This is a genomic window from Paracoccus sp. TOH, from assembly GCF_030388245.1.
In the GTDB taxonomy this organism is placed as follows: Bacteria; Pseudomonadota; Alphaproteobacteria; order Rhodobacterales; family Rhodobacteraceae; genus Paracoccus; species Paracoccus simplex.
Window position 1 is genome coordinate 645012 of sequence record NZ_CP098360.1, and the last position, 23853, is coordinate 668864.

25 protein-coding genes and 1 tRNA gene are annotated in these 23853 nt (G+C 66.6%); 17 read left to right on the forward strand and 9 right to left on the reverse strand.

The features are described 5' to 3' along the window. Positions 1-34: 34 nt before the first annotated feature. Genes arfB through NBE95_RS03120 form a run of 3 tightly spaced genes read left to right on the forward strand, consistent with a single transcriptional unit; the run spans position 35 to position 2351 of the window. A complete protein-coding gene (gene arfB, locus NBE95_RS03110) occupies positions 35-466 on the forward strand; it encodes an alternative ribosome rescue aminoacyl-tRNA hydrolase ArfB (protein ID WP_289894417.1) in 432 nt (143 codons plus the stop codon). Further along, positions 463-930: an NUDIX hydrolase gene (locus NBE95_RS03115; RefSeq protein WP_289894418.1), complete on the forward strand. Its 468-nt coding sequence runs from the start codon at positions 463-465 to the stop codon at positions 928-930. The genes arfB and NBE95_RS03115 overlap by 4 nt, the downstream gene beginning before the upstream one ends. Then, a complete protein-coding gene (locus NBE95_RS03120; RefSeq protein WP_289894419.1) occupies positions 927-2351 on the forward strand; it encodes an inorganic phosphate transporter in 1425 nt (474 codons plus the stop codon). The genes NBE95_RS03115 and NBE95_RS03120 overlap by 4 nt, the downstream gene beginning before the upstream one ends. Positions 2352-2530: 179 nt before the next feature. Here the strand turns inward: NBE95_RS03120 and NBE95_RS03125 are convergent, their stop codons facing one another. After that, complete coding sequence (locus tag NBE95_RS03125; protein WP_289894420.1) at positions 2531-4192, reverse strand: thiamine pyrophosphate-binding protein; 1662 nt, start codon at positions 4190-4192, stop codon at positions 2531-2533. A 200-nt stretch (positions 4193-4392) separates the two neighbouring features. Between NBE95_RS03125 and NBE95_RS03130 the strand changes: the two genes are divergently transcribed. Further along, positions 4393-5400, forward strand: coding sequence for a GlxA family transcriptional regulator (locus NBE95_RS03130; protein WP_289894421.1), 1008 nt, complete (start codon positions 4393-4395; stop codon positions 5398-5400). A gap of 41 nt (positions 5401-5441) precedes the next feature. Here NBE95_RS03130 and NBE95_RS03135 read toward each other — a convergent pair whose 3' ends face one another. Together NBE95_RS03135 and NBE95_RS03140 are read right to left on the reverse strand one after the other, a co-directional pair. Continuing rightward, positions 5442-6176: a hypothetical protein gene (locus NBE95_RS03135; RefSeq protein ID WP_289894422.1), complete on the reverse strand. Its 735-nt coding sequence runs from the start codon at positions 6174-6176 to the stop codon at positions 5442-5444. A gap of 46 nt (positions 6177-6222) precedes the next feature. After that, entirely contained in the window at positions 6223-7791 is a 1569-nt protein-coding gene (locus NBE95_RS03140) for a trimethylamine methyltransferase family protein (RefSeq protein ID WP_289894423.1), read from the reverse strand. 197 nt (positions 7792-7988) lie between these two features. Here NBE95_RS03140 and NBE95_RS03145 point away from each other — a divergent pair, with 197 nt between their 5' ends. The 10 genes from NBE95_RS03145 (at position 7989) to NBE95_RS03190 (ending at position 17657) form a co-directional block, all read left to right on the forward strand. Next, positions 7989-8684: a B12-binding domain-containing protein gene (locus tag NBE95_RS03145; RefSeq protein ID WP_289894424.1), complete on the forward strand. Its 696-nt coding sequence runs from the start codon at positions 7989-7991 to the stop codon at positions 8682-8684. Between the two features lie 192 nt (positions 8685-8876). Continuing rightward, entirely contained in the window at positions 8877-9488 is a 612-nt protein-coding gene (locus tag NBE95_RS03150) for a DUF1638 domain-containing protein (RefSeq protein ID WP_289894425.1), read from the forward strand. Between the two features lie 98 nt (positions 9489-9586). Then, positions 9587-10189 carry a methylenetetrahydrofolate reductase C-terminal domain-containing protein gene (locus NBE95_RS03155; RefSeq protein ID WP_289894426.1) on the forward strand — a complete coding sequence of 201 codons (603 nt, stop codon included), beginning with the start codon at positions 9587-9589 and terminating at the stop codon, positions 10187-10189. Next, entirely contained in the window at positions 10186-11343 is a 1158-nt protein-coding gene (locus tag NBE95_RS03160; RefSeq protein ID WP_289894427.1) for a methylenetetrahydrofolate reductase, read from the forward strand. The genes NBE95_RS03155 and NBE95_RS03160 overlap by 4 nt, the downstream gene beginning before the upstream one ends. After that, on the forward strand, positions 11340-12290 hold the full coding sequence (locus NBE95_RS03165; RefSeq protein WP_289894428.1) for a methyltetrahydrofolate cobalamin methyltransferase: 951 nt from the start codon (positions 11340-11342) through the stop codon (positions 12288-12290). Before NBE95_RS03160 ends, NBE95_RS03165 begins: the two co-directional genes overlap by 4 nt. Positions 12291-12294: 4 nt before the next feature. Beyond that, a complete protein-coding gene (locus tag NBE95_RS03170; protein ID WP_289894429.1) occupies positions 12295-14316 on the forward strand; it encodes an ASKHA domain-containing protein in 2022 nt (673 codons plus the stop codon). A 95-nt stretch (positions 14317-14411) separates the two neighbouring features. After that, the gene (locus tag NBE95_RS03175) at positions 14412-14807 is read left to right on the forward strand and encodes a hypothetical protein (protein WP_289894430.1); all 396 of its coding nucleotides are present in this window, start codon (positions 14412-14414) and stop codon (positions 14805-14807) included. 149 nt (positions 14808-14956) lie between these two features. Next, on the forward strand, positions 14957-15442 hold the full coding sequence (locus NBE95_RS03180) for a DUF411 domain-containing protein (RefSeq protein WP_289894431.1): 486 nt from the start codon (positions 14957-14959) through the stop codon (positions 15440-15442). Positions 15443-15957: 515 nt separating this feature from the next. Beyond that, a complete protein-coding gene (locus NBE95_RS03185) occupies positions 15958-17016 on the forward strand; it encodes a type I restriction endonuclease (protein ID WP_289894432.1) in 1059 nt (352 codons plus the stop codon). A gap of 218 nt (positions 17017-17234) precedes the next feature. Then, on the forward strand, positions 17235-17657 hold the full coding sequence (locus NBE95_RS03190) for a DUF2846 domain-containing protein (protein WP_289894433.1): 423 nt from the start codon (positions 17235-17237) through the stop codon (positions 17655-17657). A gap of 399 nt (positions 17658-18056) precedes the next feature. Here NBE95_RS03190 and NBE95_RS03195 read toward each other — a convergent pair. Beyond that, a tRNA-Ser gene (locus tag NBE95_RS03195) sits at positions 18057-18146 on the reverse strand. A 1106-nt stretch (positions 18147-19252) separates the two neighbouring features. Between NBE95_RS03195 and NBE95_RS03200 the strand changes: the two genes are divergently transcribed. After that, positions 19253-19768: an AAA family ATPase gene (locus tag NBE95_RS03200; RefSeq protein WP_289894434.1), complete on the forward strand. Its 516-nt coding sequence runs from the start codon at positions 19253-19255 to the stop codon at positions 19766-19768. Positions 19769-20187: 419 nt separating this feature from the next. Here NBE95_RS03200 and NBE95_RS03205 read toward each other — a convergent pair whose 3' ends face one another. From NBE95_RS03205 to NBE95_RS03225, 5 genes are all read right to left on the reverse strand, one after another. Continuing rightward, complete coding sequence (locus tag NBE95_RS03205) at positions 20188-20565, reverse strand: hypothetical protein (protein WP_289894435.1); 378 nt, start codon at positions 20563-20565, stop codon at positions 20188-20190. Between the two features lie 113 nt (positions 20566-20678). Further along, positions 20679-20957: a helix-turn-helix domain-containing protein gene (locus NBE95_RS03210; protein WP_289894436.1), complete on the reverse strand. Its 279-nt coding sequence runs from the start codon at positions 20955-20957 to the stop codon at positions 20679-20681. Then, entirely contained in the window at positions 20954-21292 is a 339-nt protein-coding gene (locus NBE95_RS03215; protein WP_289894437.1) for a type II toxin-antitoxin system RelE/ParE family toxin, read from the reverse strand. Before NBE95_RS03215 ends, NBE95_RS03210 begins: the two co-directional genes overlap by 4 nt. A gap of 87 nt (positions 21293-21379) precedes the next feature. After that, positions 21380-21868, reverse strand: coding sequence for a hypothetical protein (locus NBE95_RS03220; RefSeq protein WP_289894438.1), 489 nt, complete (start codon positions 21866-21868; stop codon positions 21380-21382). Next, complete coding sequence (locus NBE95_RS03225; RefSeq protein ID WP_289894439.1) at positions 21865-22728, reverse strand: hypothetical protein; 864 nt, start codon at positions 22726-22728, stop codon at positions 21865-21867. Before NBE95_RS03225 ends, NBE95_RS03220 begins: the two co-directional genes overlap by 4 nt. Before the next feature lie 385 nt (positions 22729-23113). Between NBE95_RS03225 and NBE95_RS03230 the strand changes: the two genes are divergently transcribed. Further along, entirely contained in the window at positions 23114-23377 is a 264-nt protein-coding gene (locus tag NBE95_RS03230; RefSeq protein WP_024844293.1) for an AbrB/MazE/SpoVT family DNA-binding domain-containing protein, read from the forward strand. Continuing rightward, the gene (locus tag NBE95_RS03235; RefSeq protein WP_024844294.1) at positions 23374-23775 is read left to right on the forward strand and encodes a type II toxin-antitoxin system VapC family toxin; all 402 of its coding nucleotides are present in this window, start codon (positions 23374-23376) and stop codon (positions 23773-23775) included. Before NBE95_RS03230 ends, NBE95_RS03235 begins: the two co-directional genes overlap by 4 nt. The last annotated feature ends 78 nt before the right edge of the window (positions 23776-23853 follow it).

Sequence of the window (23853 nt, forward strand, 5' to 3'; positions counted from 1 at the left end):
TTTTCTTGTCGGCGATTTGCGACATATTCGCATCATGCTGCGCATCAACGATCAGATCACCATCCAGGAATGGGAGCTGTCCGAACAGTTCACCCGCTCGCAGGGACCGGGCGGGCAGAACGTGAACAAGGTCGAGACCGCGGTGGAACTGCGCTTCGAGGCCGAGCGGTCGCCGCATCTGGCCCCGCCGGTCAAGGCGCGGCTGCGCCGGCTGGCCGGGCGGCGCTGGACCCAGGACGGCGCCGTGCTGATCCGGGCCGAGGAAACCCGCAGCCAGGCCCGCAACCGCGAACTGGCGCGCGAGCGGCTGGCCGAGCTGATCCGCCAGGCGCTGATCGCGCCCCGCAAGCGCATCGCCACCCGGCCCACCCTGGGCAGCCAGCGCCGCCGGCTGGCCGCCAAGACCCAGCGCGGCGAGGTGAAGGCGACGCGGGGCCGCATCCGCGACGCAGAGGATCCGGCATGATCGCCGAGTTCCGCGAAAGGCTGGCGCGGCTGATCGGCCGCCGGCCGCCCGACCTGCAGGTCGCGGCGCTGTGCCTGAACGAGGCCAGCGGCGACGTGCTGCTGGTGACCAGCCGCGGCACCGGGCGCTGGATCGTGCCCAAGGGCTGGCCCATGCCCGGCCGCAGCCTGGCCGACGCCGCCCGGCAGGAGGCCTGGGAGGAGGCCGGCGTCCAGGGCCGCATCAGCGAGACCGAGATCGGCCGCTATCACTATGACAAGGACCAGGATCGCGGCTTCGCCATCCCGGTTGAGGTCCGGGTGTTCCCGCTTTACGTCGAGGCGCTGGAGGCGCAGTTCCCCGAGGCGCATGAGCGCAAGCGCCGCTGGTTCACCCCCGGGGACGCCGCACGGATGGTGGCCGAGACCGGGCTGAAGCAGCTGCTGCGCAGCCTGCCGGCGCAGCACCGGCGCCCCCCGGAATGAGGCGCGAACCCCGTGAATACCGCACGCTCGACAAGGATCTGAGCCGCGTCACCCATACCGAGCGGGCGGTGCTGCATTCGGCGCGGTCGTTCATGCGTCTGGGTCTGGGGCTGATCTTCATCGCCGCGACCGCCTATGTCGGCACCGGCTTCTTCGCCGACCAGCCGGCGCTTGGCATCCTGGCGGCCAGCATGGCCGTCGCCGCCTATCTGGCCATGTCGATCGGCGGCAACGACGTCGCGAACGCCCTGGGGCCGGCGGTCGCCGCCGGCGCCATCGGCATGACCACCGGCCTGCTCTCGGTCGCCGTTCTCGAGGTGCTGGGCGCGGTCATCGCCGGCGGCGGCGTCACCGCGACCCTGACCGAAGGGCTGGTCGGCAGCACGCTGGGCGAAGGCGAGGCGACGGCGCGGATGATGCTGGCGGCGCTGCTGGCGGCGGGCAGCTGGATCAGCCTGGCCACCTGGCTGGGCGCGCCGGTCAGCACCACCCATTCCGTGGTCGGCGCCATCGCCGGGGCCGGCATGGCAAGTTTCGGCCTGGGCGCGGTGAACTGGCCGGCGATGGCGATGATCGCCTTCGGCTGGATCGTCTCGCCGCTGGTGGCGGGGCTGATCGCCGCCGGGTTGATGGCATTGCTGCGCTGGCTGGTCATGGACCGCGAGGATCGCCTGGCCGCCGCCCGCATGTGGATGCCGATTGCCGTCGCGCTGACCTCGGCCATGCTGGCGGGGGTGGCCGAACTGGCCTGGCACGGCACGGGACTGGCGGCGAACGCGGTGCTGGTGCTGGTCTGTGCCTTGCTGGGCTGGGTCTATACCCGGCGGCGCATCGACCGCCAGTTGCGCGGCGCCGGCGGCGGGCGGCTGGCGATGAAGCAATTGCTGGCGGTGCCGCTGGCCGCCTCGGCGCTGGTGATGGGCTTTGCCCACGGCGCCAACGACACCTCGAACGTGGCGGCGCCCTTGACCATCATCCTCGACAGCCTGTCGGCGGCGGGCGGCGATGCGCTGCGCGGCCGGCTGGTGCTGCTGCTGGGGGGCCTGGGCATCGCGCTGGGGGTGCTGCTGTTCGGGCGCCGGCTGGTGCACATGGTCGGCAGCCGCATCACCCGGCTGAACGCCGCGCGCGCGCTTTGCGTGTCGCTGGCGACGGCGGCGACGGTGCTGGCGGCCTCGTTGATGGGCCTGCCGGTCTCGACCACGCATGTCGCGGTGGGCGGCGTGTTCGGCGTCGGCTTCTATCGCGAATGGCGCGACCGGCGGCTGGCGGCGAGCCACGCGCCGCTGCCGGACGAGGAACGCCGGCGACGGCATCTGGTGCGCCGATCCTACATGCGGATGATCCTGGGCGCCTGGCTGGTGACGGTGCCGGCGGCTGCGGCGCTGGCCGCGGCGCTGGTCTGGATCGGCGGGTTCTAGGGCGGGCTTTCCGGAAGATCCTTGTGTCCCGGCTTCGTTTCCCGGCGTCCGGCAGCACCGGCCATGCGCCCTCTTGTCGCCGGGCTTCGCCTGCGGCGCTGACCGCGCGCCCCGGTCCGGACGCGGCCGTCCGCGATCCGGTCCCGCAGGCGCCGGACCGGCGTGCCAGCCGCCCGGCCTCAGGCCCGTCGCAGCGCCGCCTCGCCCGCCGCGCGGGTTTCCGAAAGCGTGGCGCCGGTGCTCAGCGCCTCGGGGTCGAGCACCAGTTCCAGCACCGCCAGCGTTCCGGCCGCCTTGGCCCGGGCGAAGGCATCGGCGAAATCCTCCTGCCGCTCGACCCGCTCGCCATGGCCGCCATAGGCGCGGGCCAGCGCGACGAAATCGGGATTGGCCAGCGCCGTGCCCGAGACGCGGCCGGGATAGCTGCGTTCCTGATGCATGCGGATGGTGCCGTAATGGCCGTTATTCGCCACGATGACGATGACGGCGGCGCCATGCTGGGCGGCGGTCGAAAGCTCGTTCACGGTCATCTGCAGACAGCCGTCCCCGGCCATGCAGACCACGATGCGGCCCGGATGCTGCAGCTTGGCGGCGATGGCGGCCGGCAGGCCGTAGCCCATCGAGCCCGAGGTCGGCGCCAGCTGCGTGCCCCAGCGGCGGAAGCGGTAATAGCGATGGATGAAGGCCGCGTAATTCCCCGCGCCGTTGGTGACGATCGCGTCCGGCGGCAGGTGGTCGGAAAGCCAGCGCACCGTCGCCTCCATCCGCACCGCGCCCGGGGTGGGGCGGGGCTGCTGCCAGGCCTCGTAGCCCACGCGCAGCCCGGCGGTCCAGGCGTCCCAGCGCCGCGGTGCGGGCAGCGCCGCCAGCGCCGCCACCACCGCGCGCGGATCGGCCGCCAGCCCGGGATCGGGCCGCCACAGATGCCCCAGCTCGTCGGGCGAGGGATGGACATGGATCACCCGCGCCCGCGGGCGCACCGGGTCCATCAGCTCATAGCCGCGGGTCAGCGTGTCGCCCAGCCGCGAGCCCAGCGACAGCAGGCAATCCGCCTGCGACAGCGCCTGTCCCAGCGCCGGGTTCATCCCGACGCCCAGGTCGCCGACATAGTTCGGATGCGCATTGTCCATGTGCCCCTGGCGGCGGAAGGGCACCGCGACCGGCAGGCCCCAGCTTTCGGCGAAACGCGCCAGATCCCCGGCGGCGGCCTGCGACCACAGCGTCCCGCCCGGCACCACCAGCGGCCGCTCGGCCCCGGCCAGCGCATGGGCGATGGCCGCGACCGACTCGCCGGCGACGGCGGAAAGCGGCGCGGCGGGCGGCGCGATGTCGGGCACCTCGGCCCGGGCCGAGATCATGTCCTCGGGCAGCGCCAGCACCACCGGACCCGGCCGGCCCGCCATGGCAAGGTGGAAGGCGCGCGAAAGATATTCCGGGATACGCTCGGTCTGGTCGATCTCGGCCACCCATTTCGCCAGCGGGCCGAACATGGCGCGGTAATCGACCTCCTGAAAGGCGTCGCGGTCGCGGTCGCCGCGGGCGATCTGGCCGACGAACAGGATCATCGGCGTCGAATCCTGCCGCGCCACATGCACCCCGGCGCTGGCATTGCTGGCGCCGGGGCCGCGGGTGACGAAAGCCACGCCCGGGCGGCCGGTCAGCTTGCCCTGCGCCTCGGCCATCATCGCGGCGGCGCCCTCGTGCCGGCAGGTGACGTTCTGGATGCCCGAGGCGTAAAGCCCGTCCAGCACCGCCAGGAAACTCTCGCCGGGGACCGAGAACACCCGCCCGACCCCGTTCGCCTTCAGCGCATCGACCAGTATCTGCCCGCCATGCCGCATCGCCGTCCCCTTCGCTGCTTTTCCGGTCGGCAGTCTGGGCCAGCTTGCGGCGGGCTGGCAAGCCATCGCCCGCCCGCCCGGCGGCACCATGTCGCAGGGGGCCGGCCCTCGGCGCTATTGACGCATTTCGCCTGCAGGCAGACGCTTTCCCGAGGATCGCGGCCGCAAGCCGGCGGTCCGCTTGGGGAGGAGAGTAACAAGTGACACACGGCGGCGCTATCAAGCGTTCGATCGTCTTTTTCATGGTGCCCGATTTTACCATGATCGCCTTTGCCACCGCGCTGGAGCCGCTGCGGGCCGCCAACCGGATGCTGGGCTATCAGGGCTATCGCTGGCGGCTGGCCAGCGTCGACGGCCGGCCGGTCCGGGCCTCGAACGGGGTGGAATGCACGGTCGACACCTCTCTGGAGGAGGAGCGGCGCAAGCTGGCCGGCTCGGACCGCCCTTCGATGGTGATCGTCTGCGCCGGGCTCAACATCGAGACCTATCAACAGCGCCCGGCCTTTGCCTTCCTGCGCGAGGTGAACAGCCGCCGGGTGGCGATCGGCGGGCTATGCACCGGGGCCTATGTGCTGGCGCGGGCCGGGCTGCTGGCCGGCCGGCGCTGCGCCATCCACTGGGAGAACCTGCCGGGCTTCGCCGAGGCCTTCCCGGCCGCCGATGTCCATGCCGACCTGTTCGAGGTGGACGGCACCATCTATACCTGTGCCGGCGGCACCGCGGCGCTGGACATGATGCTGCAGTTGATCCGCGACGATTTCGGCGAAAGCCTGGTGAACCGGGTCTGCGAGCAGCTGCTGACCGACCGCATCCGCAGCCCCGGCGACCGCCAGCGCCTGCCGCTGCGCGCCCGGCTGGGCATCCACAATCCCAAGGTGCTGACCATCATCGAGCTGATGGAGGCAAACCTGGCCGAACCGCTGTCCCTGGTCGAGATCGCCGGCCATGTCGGCCTGTCGCGCCGCCAGGTCGAACGGCTGTTCGATCACGAGATGGGCCGCTCTCCGGCGCGCTACTATCTGGAGATCCGGCTTGACCGCGCCCGCCACCTGCTGATGCAATCCTCGCTGTCGGTCTTCGAGGTGGCGATGGCCTGCGGCTTCGTCTCGGCCTCGCATTTCGCCAAGTGCTACCGCGAGCTTTACGCCCATTCGCCGCAGCAGGAGCGGGCCGAGCGCAAGATCATCCCGCTGGCGCAGGCCAGCTGAGCAAGGCCGGGCCCGGGCCACCCGCCCCTGCCCGGCCGGTTTCAGCCGTCCAGAAAGGCCCGCTGGTGAAACCTCTGCACCACGGCCGGGTAGCGCCATGCCACGCCTTCGGGGCAGGCGTTGCGTGCCAGACAACCGGAAGCGCCGCAGCCGGCGCCTTCGGGGCGGCGCAGATGCGTCTTGCAGGCAGCCGGGTCGAAGCCCCCCGGCCCGTAGGCCGCGACCGGGCAGGCCCGCAGGCAGGGCCTGTCGGCGCAGGAATCGCAAGGGTGCGGCGCGCCGGCCGCCGCGTTCAGACGCTGCAGCGCGGCGGGCGCCAGCGGGCAATCCAGCAGCAGCGCGCCGCGAAACGCGTGCCACAGGCCAAAGCGCGGATGCATCAGCACCCCCAGCGGCGAGGGCTTCAGCCCCTCGGCCCGCATCGCCCATTGCTGGAACGGCGCGAAGGGCCGGTCGTTGGGCATCAGCACCCGCGCGCCGATGGCGGCGGCCGCCCTCTCCAGCACCGCGCGCGACCAGCGGTCAAGCGGATCGGCGGGCGGCGGATCCTGCCGGTCCCGCCAGCGCGTGAAAACCGACCAATAGCCGGCGCCGGCATTGCCGATCAGAAGCACCGCGGCCGCCGGCTGGCCGTCCGGCCCCGGCGGTCGCGGCTCATCCGCCGCGAAATTCAGCCCGCCGCGCAGCACAAGCCCACTGGGACCAAGCGCGGCCCAGACCCGCTCGGGCCGTTCAGCGCCCAGGCCGCCCCGGCGCGGTGGTGCGCCACACCTCACGATGGATCAGCTCCTCCACCTTCTCGCGCGCTGAAACCGGCGGCTTTCATGTGAAGGCGTCCGGCATCGAGGCTTTCTTGCGCGCCACGAAATCGGTCAGGCTTTCGGCGATGCCCGGGTCCAGCGGCGGCGGCTCGTAGCTCTCCAGCCAGCGCCGGGCGATCTGGTTGGCGCGCTGCGCGGCGGTCTTTTCGCCCTCGGCCTGCCATTGCTCGAAGGAATTGTTGTCGGCCACCAGCGAGCGATAGAAGGCGGTCTGGAAATTCGCCTGGGTATGGGCGCAGCCCAGGTAATGGCTGCCGGGCCCGACCTCGCGGATCGCATCCAGCGCCAGGCCGTTCTCGGACAGATCGACGCCGGCGGCGAATTTCTGCGCCATGCCCAACTGGTCCACATCCATGATGAACTTCTCGTAGCAAGCGGAAAGCCCGCCTTCCAGCCACCCCGCGGCATGCAGGACGAAATTGGCGCCGCACAGCAGGGTGGCGTTCAGCGTGTTGGCGCTTTCATAGGCCGCCTGCGCGTCGGGGATCTTCGCGGCGCAAAGCGAGCCGCCGGTGCGGAAGGGCAGCCCCAGCCGCCGCGACAGCTGCGCCGCGCCATAGGCGACCAGCGACGGTTCGGGCGTGCCCATGGTCGGCGCCCCCGACTGCATCGACATGGACGAGGCGAAGGTGCCGAACAGCACCGGCGCACCCGGCCGCACCAACTGGACGAAGGCGGCGCCGGCCAGCACCTCGGCCAGCACCTGGGTCAGCGCCCCCGCCACCGTCACCGGGCTCATGGCGCCGGCCAGGATGAAGGGCGCGACGATGCAGGCCTGGTTCGCGCGGGCATAGACCTTGGCCGCGCCCAGCATGGTGTCGTCGAACACCATGGGCGAATTGGCGTTGATCAGGCTGACGGTCACGGCATTGCGGTCGACGAAATCCTCGCCGAACAGCAGCCGGGCCATCGCCACCGTGTCCTCGGCCCGCTCGGGCGCCGTGACCGAACCCATGAAGGGCTTGTCCGACAGCGTCATATGCGCCAGCAGCATGTCCAGGTGACGCTTGTTCACCGGCACGTCCACCGGCTCGCAGACCGTGCCGCCGGAATGGTGCATCGAGGGCGCCATATAGGCCAGCTTCACGAAATTGCGGAAATCCTCCAGCCTGGCATAGCGGCGGTTGCCGTCCAGGTCGCGCACGAAAGGGGGCCCATAGACCGGGGCGAAGACCGTGGCATCGCCGCCGATCTGCACCGAGCGCGCCGGGTTGCGCGCATGCTGGGTAAAGACGCTGGGCGCGGTCTTCAGCAGCGCCCGCGGCAGCCCCTTGGGAAAATGGACGCGCTGGCCGCGCAGGTCGGCGCCGGCCTCCTTCCACAGCGCCAGCGCCTCGGGATCGTCGCGGAACTCGATCCCGACCTCCTCGAGCACCGTGTCGGCATTGGCCTCGATCAGGGCCAGCCCCTCCTCGCTCAGCACCTCGTAATTGGGCACCTGGCGCCTGATATAGGTCAGCTGCCCGCCGGGGCCGCCGCCGCTGCGCGCCGCGCGCCGGGCCGCCGCCCCGCCGCGATCGCCGCGGCCCCTCCGGCCGCCGATTTCCTCTGCCGTTGTCGTGCTGTCCATGGTGCTCCGATTCCCCCTTTCTTGGGCTGAACCCCGTCTCGGTCGGGATTGTAGCGGGCCGCTGTTTTTTGACCTTTCCATGTGCGTCCTGATGTGTCGCAACGGGGACAGCGCGCCGGTGTTTCTGCGGGTTATGGAGGGGCATGACCCCTGGGCGCGGTGCGGGCGGCCGCGCGCCCCCTTTCTGGAGCATGACGATGTCCGACGCAGAAATCAGCCTTTCCGAGCTTGCCGACGAGGATCTCGTGCAGCAGATGCATGACGACCTCTATGACGGGCTGGCCGAGGAGATCGGCCAAGGCACCCGCATCCTGCTGGCCCGCGGCTGGACGCCCTATGCGGTGCTGACCCGGGCGCTGGTCGAGGGCATGCGCATCGTCGGCGAGGATTTCCGCGACGGCATCCTGTTCGTGCCCGAGGTGCTGCTCTCGGCCAATGCCATGAAGGCCGGCATGACCATCCTGCGCCCGCTGCTCGCCGCCACCGACGCGCCCCGGCAGGGCAAGCTGCTGATCGGCACCGTCAAGGGCGACATCCACGACATCGGCAAGAACCTGGTCGGCATGATGATGGAAGGCGCCGGCTTCGAGGTGGTCGACATCGGCATCAACAACCCGGTCGAGACCTACCTGGCCGCCATCGAGGAACACAGGCCCGACATCCTGGGCCTGTCGGCGCTGCTGACCACCACCATGCCCTACATGAAGGTGGTCATCGACGCGATGCGGGAAAAGGGCATCCGCGACGATTGCGTGGTGCTGGTCGGCGGCGCGCCGTTGAACGAGGATTTCGGCCGGGCGGTCGGCGCCGACGCCTATTGCCGCGACGCCGCCGTCACCGTCGAGATGGCCAGGGACTTCATGAAGCGCAAGCACAACATCCACCCGGCCTGAGCGCCGGCACGCAGCCACGCACAAGAGCCGAGGCAGAACATGGCAAAGGACATGGAACGCGTAGGACGGCGACCAGGACGGGGGCGCGCGGCAAGGCCGAGGGCCGGTCGGACCCCGCCGGCCTCTCTGCCCTTCCCGGCCCTGCCCGCCGGTCCGCCCCCGAAGACCATCCCAGGACCGATGCCGGGGCCGATGGCCGCGCCGGATCAGGTGCTGGTGATCGCCTGCGGCATGCTGGCGCGCGAGATCCTGGCGATCCGGGACAAGCTGGGGCTGGCGCATCTGGTGCTGAAATGCCTGCCGGCCGAGTTGCATTTCCACCCCGACCGCATCCCCGCCGCCGTCGAGGCGGCGATCCTCAGCGCCCGCGACCTGGGCTTCCGGCAGATCTTCGTCGGCTATGCCGATTGCGGCACCGGTGGCCTGCTCGACAAGGTGCTGGAGCGGCAGGGCGTGGCGCGGCTCGAGGGGCCGCATTGCTTCGCGCTCTACCAGGGCGCGGCGGCCGTTGCGGCGCTGGAGGAGGCGGATGTGACCGCCTTTTACATGACCGATTTCCTCTGCCGGCAGTTCGAGGCCTTCTTCGTGCGGCCGCTGGGGCTCGACCGCCACCCGGAACTGGCGCGGGATTTTTTCGGCCATTACGCGAAGCTCGTCTACCTGGCCCAGACCGAGGATGCGGCGCTGGAAAAGGTGGCGCGGGCGGCCGCGGCCCTGCTGGGCCTGAGCTACGAGAAGCGCCTGACCGGCTATGGCGATCTGGCGCCGGCGCTGCGCCGCGCCACCGGCGGGCCCGGGGAATGAGGCGTCGCTTTCAGGACCGCCGCCGTCGCAGGCCGGAAAGCCGGCCGGGACGGTTTCGGCGATGCTGCGCCCAGAAGGCCGGAAAAGGGAGGGAGACCATGGGAATCAACGGGCCGGGCGGCGGGACCGGCATGGCTGCCACACCCGATGCCGCGAGGATCCCGGCGCCGGGGCAAAGGCCGTCGGCTGCGGCTGCGGCTGCGGCCGCGGCCCCCGCCTCGGCGCCGGCGGCGCGGGGGCGGCTCTGGCTCTGGTCGGTGCGCCATGCCCGCGGGCTGGAACGGCTCTACCGCATACTCGCCGCGCTGTTCCTGCGCCTGCATCCGCTGTGGCAGGCGCTTGGCTATGCCCGCGCCGAACGGCCGGTGCGCTTCGTGGAAAGACAGGTCAAGAGCCTGCTTTTCGACTGCCGGATGTGCGGACAATGCGTGCTGTCCGCCACCGGCATGTCCTGCCCGATGAACTGCCCCAAGCAATTGCGCAACGGCCCATGCGGCGGCGTGCGCGCCGACGGCCATTGCGAGGTCGCGCCCGAGATGCCCTGCGCCTGGGTCAAGGCCTGGGAAGGCGCGCGCCGCATGGCGCAGGGCGACGCCATCCTGGCGGTGCAGAAGCCGGTGGACCGCAGGCTGGCCGGACGCTCGTCCTGGCTCGATGTCACCGCGCGGGAAGCCGCCGCCCGCCGGAGGGATGCCGCATGACCCGTCCGCCCCAGCCGGACGAGAACCCCGCCGGCGCGCACCTGCCGTTGGAGCCGCTGCCCGGCCATGCCTCGCGCGGCCGGCTGGAGCGGGTGCTGCGCCGCGGCGAATTCGCCGTCACCACCGAGCTGAACCCGCCCGACAGCGCCGATCCCGAAGCGGTCTACGAACGCGCCGCCATCTTCGACGGCTGGGTGGACGGCATCAATGCCGTCGATGCCTCGGGCGCGAATTGCCACATGTCCTCGGTCGGGATCTGCGCGCTTCTGACGCGGATGGGCTATGCGCCGATCTACCAGATTTCCTGCCGCGACCGGAACCGCATCGCCATCCAGGGCGACGTGCTGGGCGCCGCGGCCATGGGGGTGCAGAACGTGCTGTGCCTGACCGGCGACGGCGTGCAGGCCGGCGACCAGCCGGGCGCCAAGCCGGTCTTCGACCTCGACTGCATGTCGCTGCTGGAGACGATCCGCACCATGCGCGACCAGCGCCGGTTCCTGTCGGGCCGCAAGCTGGACACGCCGCCGGCGCTGTTCCTGGGCGCGGCGATCAATCCCTTTGCGCCGCCCCACGATTTCCGCCCGCTGCGGCTGGCCAAGAAGATCGCCGCCGGCGCGCAATTCGTGCAAAGCCAGTATTGCTTCGACGTGCCGATGTTCCGCGACTACATGGCCCGCATCCGCGACCTGGGCCTGCATCGCGACTGCTTCATCCTCTGCGGCGTCGGGCCGCTGAGCTCGGCCCGCACCGCGCGCTGGATGCGCGCCAATGTGCCGGGCGTGCATATCCCCGAGGCGGTGATCGCCCGGCTGGAGGGCGCCGCCGACCAGAAGCGCGAGGGCAAGCGCATCTGCATCGACATCATCGACGAGGTGAAGGAGATCGAGGGCGTGGCCGGCATCCATGTCATGGCCTATCGCCAGGAAGAACATGTCGCCGAGATCGTGCACGAATCCGGCGTGCTCAGGGGCCGAAGACCCTGGCGGCGCGAACCGCGGCCCGACGACGCGCTGGTCGCGGGCCGGCTTGACCGCATCCTGCACGACGCCCGGGCCGAGCCGCCCCAGCAGATCCTGCACCACGCCCGGGCCGCCCATCCCCATCACCCCCCGACCCGGCAAACAGCCGCATCCAGCCAGGAGAACGGATCATGACCCGCACCATCGTCGCTTCGGCGACCCGGGAAATCGCCATCGGCTTCGACCAGCCGTTCTGCGTCATCGGCGAGCGCATCAACCCCACCGGCCGCAGGAAGCTGGCCGCCGAGCTGGCCGAGGGCAATTTCGACACCGTGCGCCGCGACGCGCTGGAGCAGGTGGCGGCCGGCGCCACCATGCTCGACATCAACGCCGGCGTCACCGCCGTCGATCCCAACGCCACCGAGCCGGGGTTGATGGTGCAGGTGCTGCAGATCGTGCAGGATCTGGTCGACATCCCGCTGGCCATCGATTCCTCGGTCACCGCCGCCATCGAGGCCGGGCTGAAGGTCGCGCGCGGCCGGCCGCTGATCAACTCGGTCACCGGCGAGGAGGACAAGCTGGAGGCGATCCTGCCGCTGGCCCGGAAATACGACGTGCCGGTGGTCGCCATCTCGAACGACGAGACCGGGATCTCCATGGACCCCGACGTGCGTTTCGAGGTCGCCAGGAAGATCGTCGAGCGCGCCATGGACCACGGCATCCGGCCCGAGGACGTGGTGGTCGATCCGCTGGTGATGCCGATCGGCGCGCTGGGGGATGCCGGGCGGCAGGTCTTCGCGCTTTTGCGGCGGCTGCGCGACGAGTTGAAGGTGAACACCACCTGCGGGCTGTCCAACATCTCTTTCGGCCTGCCGCACCGGCACGGCATCAATGCCGGCTTCATCCCCATGGTGATCGGCGCCGGCATGACCAGCGCCATCATGAACCCCTGCCGCCCGCAGGAAATGGAGGCGGTGCGCGCCGCCGATGTGCTCGCCGGCAACGACCGCGACTGCGCCACATGGATCCGCAACTACAAGGACTTCCGCCACGGCACCCAGGCCACCCCGCTCGCCCCGCAGCCCGACGCGAACACCCGCCGCCGCGGCGGCCGGGCGGCACGGCTGGGGGCGTCGGCCTGAACGCATGACCACCGCTTCCAGCCCGAAGGATCCGCTGGTCCTGTTCATGCCCTCGGGCAAGCGCGGGCGCTTCCCGGTCGGCACCAACCTGCTCGAGGCCGCCCGCAGCCTTGGCGTCCATGTCGAAAGCGTCTGCGGCGGCCGCGCCACCTGCGGGCGATGCCAGGTCGACCTGCAGCAGGGGCATTTCGCCAAGTTCGGCATCCTCTCCTCCTGCGACCATATCTCGGCCCGCAGCGACCGCGAGGAACGCTATGACCGGCTGCGCGGCCTGCCCGAGGGCCGCCGGCTGTCCTGTTCGGCCACCATCCAGGGCGACCTGGTGGTGGACGTGCCGCAGGACACGGTGATCAACGCGCAGGTGGTGCGCAAGGCGGCAGGCGATCGCATCATCGAACGCAGCCCGGCGGTGCGGCTTTGTTATGTCGAGGTCGAGCCACCCGACATGGCAAGGCCGCTGGGCGATCTGGACCGGCTGAAGGCGATGCTGGCGCGGGATTGGCACATCCCCGACCCGGCGGTGCCGCTGCGCCTACTGCCGCAGGTGCAGAAGCTGCTGCGCCAGGGGGGGGGGGGCGTCACCGCAGCCATCCACCAAGACGAGGACGGCGGCCGCCCTGAAATCCTGGCGCTCTGGCCGGGGCTGCACAATGCCGCCTACGGCATCGCCTGCGACATCGGTTCGACCACCATCGCCCTGCACCTGGTCTCGCTGCTGTCGGGCCGCGTGGTCGCCTCGGCCGGCGCCCCGAACCCGCAGATCCGCTTCGGCGAAGACCTGATGAGCCGGGTGTCTTATGTGATGATGAACCCGGACGGACGCGAGGCGATGACCGCGGCGGTGCGCGAGGCGGTGAACGGGTTGATCGGCAGGGTCTGCGCCGAAAGCGGCGTGGCGCCCCAGGACATCCTGGATGCGGTCTTCGTCGCCAACCCGATCATGCATCACCTGTTTCTGGGCATCGACCCGACCGAGTTGGGCCAGGCGCCCTTTGCGCTGGCGGTCTCGGGCGCGGTCCACACCACGACGGCCGAGCTGGGCCTTGCCGCCAATCCGGGCGCGCGCGCCTATCTGCTGCCCTGCGTCGCCGGCCATGTCGGTGCCGATGCCGCCGGCGCCACGCTGGCCGAAGGGCCGCACCGCCAGGACCGCATGATGCTGCTGGTGGACATCGGCACCAATGCCGAGATCGTGCTGGGCCATGCCGGGCGGGTGGTCGCCGCCTCCTCCCCCACCGGGCCGGCCTTTGAGGGCGCCGAGATTTCCTCGGGCCAGCGTGCCGCGCCGGGCGCCATCGAGCGGGTCCGCATCGACCCCGAGACGCTGGAGCCGCGGTTTCGCATCATCGGCTCGGATCGCTGGTCCGACGAGCCGGGCTTTGCCGCGGACGCGGCCCGGCTGGGGATCACCGGCCTTTGCGGCTCGGCAATCATCGAGGTGGTGGCCGAGATGTATCTCTCGGGCATCGTCTCGGCCGAGGGGGTGATCGACGGCAGCCTGGCCGCCCGCAGCCCGCGCATCGCCGCCAATGGCCGCACCTTCTCGTATCTGCTGCACGAGGGCAGCCCGCGCATCGCCATCACCCAGAACGACCTGCGGGCGGTCCAGCTGGCCAAGGCGGCGCTTTATGCCGGTATCCGGCTGCTGATGGAAAAGCAGGGGGTGGCGGCGGTGGACTGCATCCGTCTGGCCGGCGCCTTCGGATCCCTGATCGACCCGAAATATGCCATGGTGCTGGGGCTGATCCCCGATTGCGCCCTGTCCGAGGTCCGGGCTGTCGGCAACGCCGCCGGCACCGGCGCGATGATGGCGCTTCTGAACCGCGACCACCGACGCGAGATCGAGACCACCGTGCAGCGCATCGAGAAGATCGAGACCGCGCTGGAGCCGCATTTCCAGCAGCTTTTCGTGGATGCGATGGCCCTGCCGCACCGGACCGACCCTTTCCCGCATCTGGCGGAGGAGGTGGCCCTGCCGCGCCGCGATGCCGTGTCCGGCAACGCGGCGCGGCGGCGGCGAAGATAAGGCTTGGCGGGGGCCGGTTTGCGCCTGCGCGGCAGGAACGCACCGGCCTCAGGCAAAGGTGAAGTCCGTCCAGTGGCAAGCCGCCGTCTCCGACAATGGACATCCTTATCGTCAGCCCCTATTTTGAACCCATGACCGCCCGCCTCGTGAGCTTGCTGTTCATTATCGCGATCACCGTGGTGACGACGGTGGCGTCGGCGCATGCCGCGCGCATGGTCGCGCTGGACCCCGCCCCTGCGACGCATGCCACCGGGATGATGCACGCCTCCGACGGTGCGAATCCGGACTGTAAAGCGGATGGCCATTGCGGCTCAGGCGATGCGGAAATCTGTGAGCTCGTCTGCGCCGGCCTTGCGGCGATCATCACCTCGCGCACAGGCGCGGCCGATCACGCATGGGAACCCACGCGTCGGGTCTTCCCGGTCGAGGAAACCCATGTCAGCCGCGCACCCGGACTGAACGAGCGACCTCCCAAACCCCGTCTTCTCTGATCGCGCCCGGGCAAGGCCCGCGGCGTTTCGTCGGCTTTGATGAACGGGACGGCATGTCCCGAGGAGATGACCATGGTTGCCCTTTCCGGGACCGACGCAACCGTCGCCGCGGCGCGCTACAACTCCAATCCACGACATGAGGTTCGACCATGAAAAATGATCAAGTCACCAGCCGGCGCTCCGTTCTGGCCGCGGCCGCCGCATTGCCCCTGCTGATGTCGATGCCTGCCGGCGTGCGGGCCGAGGCGCTGCCTTTGGTAAGCGTGACAAAGGATCCGTCCTGCGACTGCTGCAGCGGCTGGGCCGCGCATATCGAGGCGGCGGGTTTCCCGGTCCGGGTAAGCGATTCCGCGGACATGGACGGCGTAAAGCGGCGTCTGGGTGTGCCGGCCGATCTGGCGTCCTGCCACACCGCCGAGGTGCAAGGCTATGTGATCGAGGGCCATGTGCCGGCTGTCGCGATCCGTCGCCTTCTGGCGGAACGGCCCGAGGCAACCGGGCTGGCCGTTCCCGGCATGCCGGCCGGCTCGCCGGGGATGGATTTTCCGGGTATCGACCCCGAGCAATACGAGGCGTTCCTGTTCGGCCCCACCACCCGAAGCTTCGGACGCTTCCTCGGCCCGCGCGAAATCTGAACCAGAGCGGCACCACGACCGCTCGTCTTGCCCACGATCGGGGACAGCGCCAACCGCTGAGATCCGTGAAGCAGGTGGCCGATCGCGCCGCCACAAAGGCTCGGTCGTGACCGCCGCCCTGGATGCCTTGGTCGCCCCGGGCCGTGATCGGAGCTCGGTCGCCCACCGCCCCGGCGGCCGGGCGACCTCTCCGGGAAACCGGCCGATTGGCTTGCCGACGAGGGCATATCTTCGCGCCGCCCCCCGGCAGCCTTACGCCCGGGGCAGGAGCGAACGCTGGCACCGGACCCCGAGGCGCCGCCGCCTCGGGGAGCACGACCACCTGCCCGGAGCACTGGTGCGAGCGGTGGCGGTCTTCATCAAGCGCTGCGACCACCCACCGCCACCACAAGAGCCGCAAGACCGCCAAGCACTTCGGTTTCACCGACCGACAGGCCGCGCAGGCGAGTCTAACCACTAGTCGAATCGGCAATAATCCGCTTACGGTTGAGCAAACAGCGTCATCGGAGGGATCAGTGTCCAGTTTCGCAGAACGCATCGAGGCCCTTGCCGCCCGGTCCAAGACCGCCGAGCGACAGGCCCTCACCGAAGAAGCCACCAAAACCTCGGTGGTCCTGCCTTTCATCCAGGCCCTTGGTTTTGACGTTTTCAATCTTGACGAAGTAACGCCGGAATTCATTGCCGACGTCGGCGTGAAGAAAGGCGAGAAGGTCGATTTTGCGGTCAAGATCGACGGCAAGATCGCGATGCTGATCGAAGCGAAGCCTATCAGTTCTCGCCTTGGGGATACCCAGTTCAGTCAGTTGTTCCGTTACTTCACGGTAACCGAGGCTCGCCTTGCCATCCTCACCAATGGCAAGGAGGCATGGTTCTTCTCTGACACAGACGAGCCGAACAAGATGGACAAGAAGCCGTTCTTCACGTTCGATTTCCAGAAACACGACAAGGCGCAGCTTGACGAACTTGCCCGCTTCCAAAAAGGCCGGTTCGCGATCGAGTCCATCATCGAGGCCGCATCCAACCTCAAATATACCCAGCAGGCCGCAGCCTATTTGAAGAAGCAGCTGGACGAACCCGATGACGACTTCGTCCGCCTCGTTGGTCGCCAGATCTACGACGGATCGATCACCAAGGGAGTCGCGGAAATCCTTCGCCCCGCAATCCAATCTGCCCTGGACGAAATCATTCGGGACCGAATCCAGGACAAGCTCAGCATCACCCTGCGACCGGAATCCGCTCCGCAGCTCCAGCCGGCCAACGATACCGCCGAGATCGACAGCGAGATCATAACGACCGACGAAGAGCGCGAAGGTTTCATGATTGTCCGCGCGATAGCGGCGAAACATGTCCCGATCGAGCGGGTCACGCTGCGCGATGCCAAAAGCTACTGCGCCATCCTGATGGACGACAACAACCGAAAGCCGATCTGCCGTCTGTACTTCAACTCCGCTACGACCAAAAACCTGGGCGTATTCGACGGGGAGAAGAACGAAACCAAGGTCCGCGTGACAGCACCGTCCGATCTATACCAGCACGTCGAAGCGATCGAGGCCGCAATACAGGCTTACGCCTAGCCCCGCGCCGTCAAGGCCTGCCCCCATCAGCGCCCCTTTCGGACGGGCCAGCCCGGCCCGAGCGGCTTCCCGTTCGCCGCGCTTTGCCTCGGTCAACAGATTGTCCTGCGCAACCGCGCCCTCTCATCGGCAACTTTCCGCCTTCACAAATCAGTGATGGGAGATTATGCCCGAATTGTTAGCAGTTCGTTCCGCATTTGACCCAGATGGATACCGCCATGAGAAAACTAGCCGCTCTCGCCGCAGTTGCCCTGCTTTCGGCCTGCGCCAGCGGAACCCCGATGCAGGAATCAAAGGAAGCCGCAGCGCCGATCCCCGCTGGCAAGGGCCGCGTGATCCTTTACCGTCAAGGGGTCTTCGGCGCGGCGTTCCAGCCCACGGTGAGTTTCAACGGCGTGCCGAAAGGCAAATGTGCGCCGCGTGGCGCTTTCTCGGTCGATCTCGCGCCCGGCAATCACACCATCGAAGCGACCACCGAGACCACCAAGCAGGCGCTCGCGCATGTCGAAGCCGGCCAAACCACCTATGTTCGTTGCGGCATCGGCTTCGGCGTCCTCGTCGGACGCCCGACGCTTGAAGTTGTCCCTCCTGCCACCGGAAAATCGGAAAGCGCCGAACTGGCGTTTACAGGCCGGTATTGATGCGAAACGCCCCCTCTCGGGGGCGTTTCTGTTTCATGGGTCGGGCCGGGCCCCGGGTCTTTGGAAGGCACGGTGCCGGTTCAGTTCTCGAGCAAGCCTCGGCCGTGGCAAGCTCGGGCAGGCCCATGTACGCCTTGGCCATCGGGTCTCCGCGAGGTTCGTGGCCGAACGCGCCAAACTCCACCTCGACCATCCGCCTTGATGGCCGCCGAGCTTACGCCAGGTCCGCGGACACTAGCGTTCGCCCTTCATCCTGACCCGGCGCGGACCGCGCCATGCAACCGCAGCCAGAGGAATGTTGACGAATTCATGGATGTCCAGCCGGTGTTTCCCTCCGCTTCCCGGACATGCAGCGCAATATGCAGAAGGGAGGGGGAATGTAATAAAATCCGATAGTAGTGGCGGAGACGAAGGGATTCGAACCCTCGAGACGGTTCCCCGTCTGCACCCTTAGCAGGGGTGTGCCTTCGACCACTCGGCCACGTCTCCGTCGCCCCGTATATGGATCAAGCGCCAAGGAAACAAGGGCTTTTCGACGGGATGACGGATTTGAGAGGGCAAGGCGATTTTCACCGGTTTTCCCGAAACTTCCCGCGGGCTGCACGTGATTCTCGCGCATGATCCGCGCAGGATGTTCTGGTGATGTTCGCAATGGCGGCACCGGATTCCGCAGCCGAGTGCGTTCCTGTCCATAGTTGAGCGGGAATGGCTGGCTGTCAGGATCCCAGTTTATACCCCGTCTGGCGATGCAGCAAGCGGCGCTTCTCGATTGTCTTGCCTGTGATGGTCTTCCGGCGTTTGCGGATGATTTCGGCTTGGCCGAGACGGACGTCTGTGCGGTCATGTTGTCAGAGCTGCGGTGATGGTCGTGGTCGATGAAGACCGCCACGGCTTGCGCGAGCTCCCCTGGCAGGGCAGAGGCAAAGCGGCCTGAGTTCGTGAAGGCGTTCCGGGCGCCTCTCCGTCCAGCATCACCACCTGCTTCGTTCTGGCGATAACAGTATCTATAATTTTTTATTTATATAAATATTTTAGGTCATGTTGACAAATTTCGAAGCCGTATCCTGATGCAGGCTATGTCGACGAAGCGTAACCGGTGCAAACAGCCCTTTGATTCACTAAGTTTGACGCTCCGGAATCTGGCGTGGGCTTCGTGGGCAATCCTTCGCAGTATCGGCGCTGATCTGATTCGTCCTGAATCGCGCCTCTATAGGCCCGCGATCATGACCAAGAACGACAAAAATCGTCGCCCTCATGGTGGTGCGATCACCTTCCACCGCCAAGGCACGGGCAATCGGCGTTACTGCGCGTCCAGCATAAATGTCGCGCACCGGATTTGGCTGATGCGGTGAGGCTGATTGTCGTTCGGATGAGAGTGGACGCCGCCCCTATGGCCGGCCGAAAGGCGGAATCAAGGCCACCTGCCGGACCGGCGAGGTCGGCCCTTACCTGCCGGTCAGCGCCTTCAGCTGCTATGCAGCTTCCCGAAAGCTGCCGCTCAGGCTTGACGCGGCCGGAACGCGCCGCGGTCGGCTAAGCGGGACTTTTCTGCCGTTCGTCTGGCAGATCAGACCGCCCCGTGATAAACTCTCGAAATGACTATCTTAGTGTCTCTTTCCGGCCTTCCTGGGGTCGGCAAAACAACGTTGGCAAAGAAACTGGCGGCGCGCACTCCGACTATCCATCTTCGTGTGGATTCCGTAGAAGCTGCTTTGAAGCGAAGTATCCTGAGCATTTGTCCCGCAGAGGATGCAGGCTACCTGGCAATCGCATCTATCGCGAAAGACAATCTTTTGCTTGGCTTCGACGTTATTGCTGACACCGTCAATCCGATTGAACTTTCACGAAAACTATGGGCAGAAACCGCCTCTGATGGCGCGGCTCACCTGTTGAACGTCGAGGTCACCTGTTCGGATAAGACGCTTCATCGGAAACGAGTCGAGACGCGTATCAGCGATATCGAGGATCTTGTCGTTCCCGACTGGCAAGCAGTCACCAATCGGACGTTTGAACCGTGGCGATGCGACCGTTTGATTGTGGATACCGCCCTTATCGCCGATCCATGGGAAGGTGACTCCGCAGGGCAAACCAGCGCCCGCTATGAGCGCTAGGCAAGCTTGCCGCATCGTACTGCCAGAAACACACCCATATTCGCACTCAATCAAGCTGTCCGAGCACGCGCAGGGTGCGCTTGGCACTATTGCGATATATTCCAATGATTTATGAGGAATTCAGCCTCATCGCGAGGCAACTTCCGCGGTCAAAAAGGCAGAATTATCTGCCTCCTATTATGAAATTTCAGAGAGTCTTGCTCTGTTCTCCATCCGAATCCTGAACGAATCCAGTGGCTTTGGCTAGCGCGTTTTTCGTTGACTGCCTTTTATTTCACTTCGCACGCGGGTTGCCGTGTTGGGGCTGGCAAAGCTCGGGAGGTTCATGACGGCTTCGACCTCGGTTCGTGATCTTACAGGCTTTGAGGTGATCTATCGCGCCGCAGCGTATGAAGCTTTCTCCCGATATCGCTTATTGCTCATGCCGTTGCATTATTCCCATCCGATAAATCCACCCAGAAATCGAGGTGGATGCCGCGATAGGGAAATTCGGCACCTTTTTCAGTATGATCGATAATCCCCGCATCTGCGAGCGTGATAACGTCCTGATGCACGGCTGGCGCATCGCGCCCGACCCGGCGCACAAGCTCGTCAATGGACATGACCCCTTGCCCGGCAAGCGCCATGACAACCCTAAGACGGGAAGGTGTGAGAACCCGATGCAGATCCTCGTAGCTGCGAAAATACAGCGTGGGGATCGTCTCGCGGGTCTTGACTGCAACGGCCAGTTCGCCTGTTTCGGTGAAGCCTGTCCGAAGATTGGCCCCCGTGTCCAGATGAATGTTCAGAGTGCTCATTGCGCTCCTGCCTGCATGATCGGGTGCCCCTGGAAATGCTGGTCGGCATTCATCCGATCATGCGGGAGGCGGGTGATTTCCGGTTGGCTTCCAGCTACTCGACGCATTCAGGGTCAACCCGCCAAGGCACGCTGCACCGCACCGGGCTCTTTCTCGATCACCCGCAGCAGCGTGGCAGCAGGACCAGAGACGCGACGCTGACCTTGTTCCCATTTTCGATACCCCGAAAGACTCATCCCCATCAATGGGGCCATTTGCGCCTGTGTCAGCTTCGCCCGCATCCTGACCTCGCGCGGATCAACCGACTCGTGCAGGATTGCGGGGCCTTCTCCCTTGGCATGGGCCAGTGCCTCGCCCATGGCCTGGATCAGGTCTTCGCCAAACGTGCTCATTTCCTTTCCTTCCATGCAGCCTTCAGCGCCGTGGCCAGCGCGGCCACCGTGCGCTTTTCATCCGGGGTCATGTCGCTTCTCGCGTTCTTGGCATAGGCCAGCAGCGCGTAAAGCGGCATGGTTTCATCCAGATAGTAGTAGATCACCCGAGCACCGCCCCGTTTGCCTCGACCTGAGGCCGCGAACCGGAGCTTGCGCACCCCACCCGTGCCAAGGATCTCATCACCGGCCATGGGGTTTTCGGCCAGAAAATCAATCAGTTCCCGCTTCTCGTCTTCATTGAACAGCTTTTCGGTCTGTCGGGTGAAGATAGGGGTTTCCGCCACTGTCTGCATGCTTGCATGTAGCCCATCGGGTTACTTATTGCAAGAGGTGCTGTGTAATTTGAGATAAGACCAACGTGATCGTTTCTGCCAAGCAAGTCATTGCCGCTCGGACATCAGGCCAAGCGCGTCCCACATCCAGCTGAAATCATAGTTTGCCATCGGCGTGCCCGGCTGACGCGCGCTGCCGTTTTCCAGATGCTTCAGCCAATCGACCACCTTCTTTCTGCCCGCAGCACTGCGCACGGCCTGTCGCGGTGTCTTGTCCCCCAGCACGGGAACCGGTTGGTCAAGGATTGCGTGATAATGGTTGTCCGGAAACTCCGCCAGCACCTCCCGCGCCAGTTCCGGGGGCAGGTCTTCGCCATCACTCTGTCGGCCGTCGCCTTGCGATTGCTGGTCACGCATCACCTGCTGCGCGGTCTGGATCGCTGTCAGTTGAGGACGAAGCAGCTTGCCGGCCACCGCCTGGATCATGGCCTTGCCGCGTTCTGCACGCTCTCGCGAATTTACGTTCAGGAGCAGAGCTTTGCCCTTCAGCGTGATCGTCCCCAGCACCGTACCACCGCCGACAAAGCTGCCGATCACCAGTCCGCCGCTCTTGCCTGATTTGCGACGCTCGCCGCCAACCAGTCCCAGGTCTTTGCCCCGCAGGACTCCAGCTCTGGCATGCGGTCCAGCATGTCGGCGATCTGTGCCTGCTGCACGCCCTTGGCAAAGGGGAAACGCAGCTCGCAGAATAGCAGATCATCGCCATCGGTGTTGGTCAGGTCCGGCATCTGTGGATCGAGAAGACCGGGTAATTGGCTGAAGAGCCAGGCATTGGAAAACAGCGGTGCGCAGCCCTGCAGCTTCTCGGGCACCAGCTTCGGATCCTGCCCGCGCTTCAATTTCAACACCTGCCGGAGCCCGTCGAAGAGCAGTTCCGAGGCGGCGGCAGGGTAGATCAGCAATCCGCCGGAGATCACATGATGATGGCCAACTGGCACCACGCGGGCGGCAATGCGGTCCCAGGTGTTCAGAGACTGCGTGGCGCTGTGTTCGGTGACGGTCACTGGTGCCGTCCCGGCGATAAGGTCACGCAATTTCATGCTCTGACCCGGGATCACCTCGGATACCTCGTAGAGGCTGGCCCAGGCATCACGCAACCCGAGCATGTATTCCCGAGCTGCGGCGCCTTCGCGACCTTTTCCTCGTGCGAGATAGGCATCAACCACCGAGAGCCCATGTTTGCCATAGCGACGGGAAATGAAATCCTCGAACGCACAGCCCCAAAGCGTCCAGGGCAGTTGCTCGCCGAGAAGTTCCGCCAAGTCTTCGAAGTCGATCTCGAATTCTTCGAGCGCAGGCAGAAGGTGCTCATCCACCACCTTGGCTAAGCGCGGGCGCCAGGTGGCATCGGTTTCGGCGAAGCGGATCAGGCCGCTGAGATCGTGGGAATCCTTCAAGCGCACCTCCTGTTTCATTGCCGCGTGATAGGAAACCAAGGCAGGGTGGACAAGGGCACAGCCGCTCGGGCTCAGCAGTTCAAGGTGGCGAAATCAACACGATCCGCGAGAACGGCCGAGGCTGGCGGGAAGATTGCCCCGCGGCCAGGGCTCGGAACGAGACCCATGACGCCGGCCACGACGCAAAATGGGCGTGCAGGTCGATCATTGACGGATCCCGCCAGGAGAGTTCAACCTTGCCCCCATGGGTCTCAGTTTCATTTCAGCTCAGGCCTTCTCTCCACAAAATGGGTTGTAGGGACGGGGCTGGCAGCGATGCAGGTTGAAAATCTCCGCAGCATGATGTATATGTTTCTGCATATACACATGAACAGGAGGGGCGATCATGCCGCATCCGCAGCCATATTCAGAGCCTCGTGAAGCCAAGCTCTTCCGTAACAACAAGAGCCAAGCCGTCCGCATTCCCGCAGACTTCGAGATGCCGGGGGATCGGGTGAACATCTATCGTGATGGGAACCGGCTTATCATCGAGCCGGTGCGCCGCAAGAACCTGCTTGAAGTGCTGGCCGGACTAGACCCGCTCGGGCCAGAGGATCAGTTTCCTGATGTGGACGAGACGCTTCTCCCGGCCAAGGAAATCGACATTTGACCCTCTATATGCTCGACACCAATATCGTCTCCGATCTGCTGCGACATCCTGACGGCAGCGCGGCAAAGCGCATTGCCGAGGTCGGCCCGGATGCGATCTGCGTGAGCATCATCACAGCCGCAGAGCTGCGATATGGGTGCGCCAGGAAAGGGTCTGCGAAACTCTTGGCGCATGTCGAAGCGATACTGGAAAGTGTGCAGGTTCTGGCGCTCGATGTGCCTGCTGACGCGGAGTATGGCGGCATTCGTGCCGAGCTTGAGGCCGCTGGCAAGCCCATTGGTCCGAACGATCTGTTGATCGCAGCTCATGCCTACGCCGCAGGCGCAATCCTCGTGACTGACAACACGGGCGAGTTTTCCCGCGTTCGCGGCCTGCGGGTTGAAAACTGGATCAGGTAGCCGATGAACGAAAACTGTCTTGGGCGCAGTGTCGGAATGGGCGAAGTTTCATTGGAAATTGCTACTCTCCATGCCACT

Coding starts and splice junctions, on each gene's coding strand:
- NBE95_RS03205 (WP_289894435.1), bottom strand. CDS start 20,565: ATGAGCACTCTGAACATTCATCTGGACACGGGGGCCAATCTTCGGACA.
- NBE95_RS03210 (WP_289894436.1), bottom strand. CDS start 20,957: ATGAGCACGTTTGGCGAAGACCTGATCCAGGCCATGGGCGAGGCACTG.
- NBE95_RS03175 (WP_289894430.1), top strand. CDS start 14,412: ATGGACATCCTTATCGTCAGCCCCTATTTTGAACCCATGACCGCCCGC.
- NBE95_RS03125 (WP_289894420.1), bottom strand. CDS start 4,192: ATGCGGCATGGCGGGCAGATACTGGTCGATGCGCTGAAGGCGAACGGG.
- NBE95_RS03180 (WP_289894431.1), top strand. CDS start 14,957: ATGAAAAATGATCAAGTCACCAGCCGGCGCTCCGTTCTGGCCGCGGCC.
- NBE95_RS03170 (WP_289894429.1), top strand. CDS start 12,295: ATGACCACCGCTTCCAGCCCGAAGGATCCGCTGGTCCTGTTCATGCCC.
- NBE95_RS03155 (WP_289894426.1), top strand. CDS start 9,587: ATGGGAATCAACGGGCCGGGCGGCGGGACCGGCATGGCTGCCACACCC.
- NBE95_RS03120 (WP_289894419.1), top strand. CDS start 927: ATGAGGCGCGAACCCCGTGAATACCGCACGCTCGACAAGGATCTGAGC.
- arfB (WP_289894417.1), top strand. CDS start 35: ATGCTGCGCATCAACGATCAGATCACCATCCAGGAATGGGAGCTGTCC.
- NBE95_RS03140 (WP_289894423.1), bottom strand. CDS start 7,791: ATGGACAGCACGACAACGGCAGAGGAAATCGGCGGCCGGAGGGGCCGC.
- NBE95_RS03160 (WP_289894427.1), top strand. CDS start 10,186: ATGACCCGTCCGCCCCAGCCGGACGAGAACCCCGCCGGCGCGCACCTG.
- NBE95_RS03150 (WP_289894425.1), top strand. CDS start 8,877: ATGGCCGCGCCGGATCAGGTGCTGGTGATCGCCTGCGGCATGCTGGCG.
- NBE95_RS03200 (WP_289894434.1), top strand. CDS start 19,253: ATGACTATCTTAGTGTCTCTTTCCGGCCTTCCTGGGGTCGGCAAAACA.
- NBE95_RS03115 (WP_289894418.1), top strand. CDS start 463: ATGATCGCCGAGTTCCGCGAAAGGCTGGCGCGGCTGATCGGCCGCCGG.
- NBE95_RS03215 (WP_289894437.1), bottom strand. CDS start 21,292: ATGCAGACAGTGGCGGAAACCCCTATCTTCACCCGACAGACCGAAAAG.
- NBE95_RS03165 (WP_289894428.1), top strand. CDS start 11,340: ATGACCCGCACCATCGTCGCTTCGGCGACCCGGGAAATCGCCATCGGC.
- NBE95_RS03230 (WP_024844293.1), top strand. CDS start 23,114: ATGCCGCATCCGCAGCCATATTCAGAGCCTCGTGAAGCCAAGCTCTTC.
- NBE95_RS03190 (WP_289894433.1), top strand. CDS start 17,235: ATGAGAAAACTAGCCGCTCTCGCCGCAGTTGCCCTGCTTTCGGCCTGC.
- NBE95_RS03145 (WP_289894424.1), top strand. CDS start 7,989: ATGTCCGACGCAGAAATCAGCCTTTCCGAGCTTGCCGACGAGGATCTC.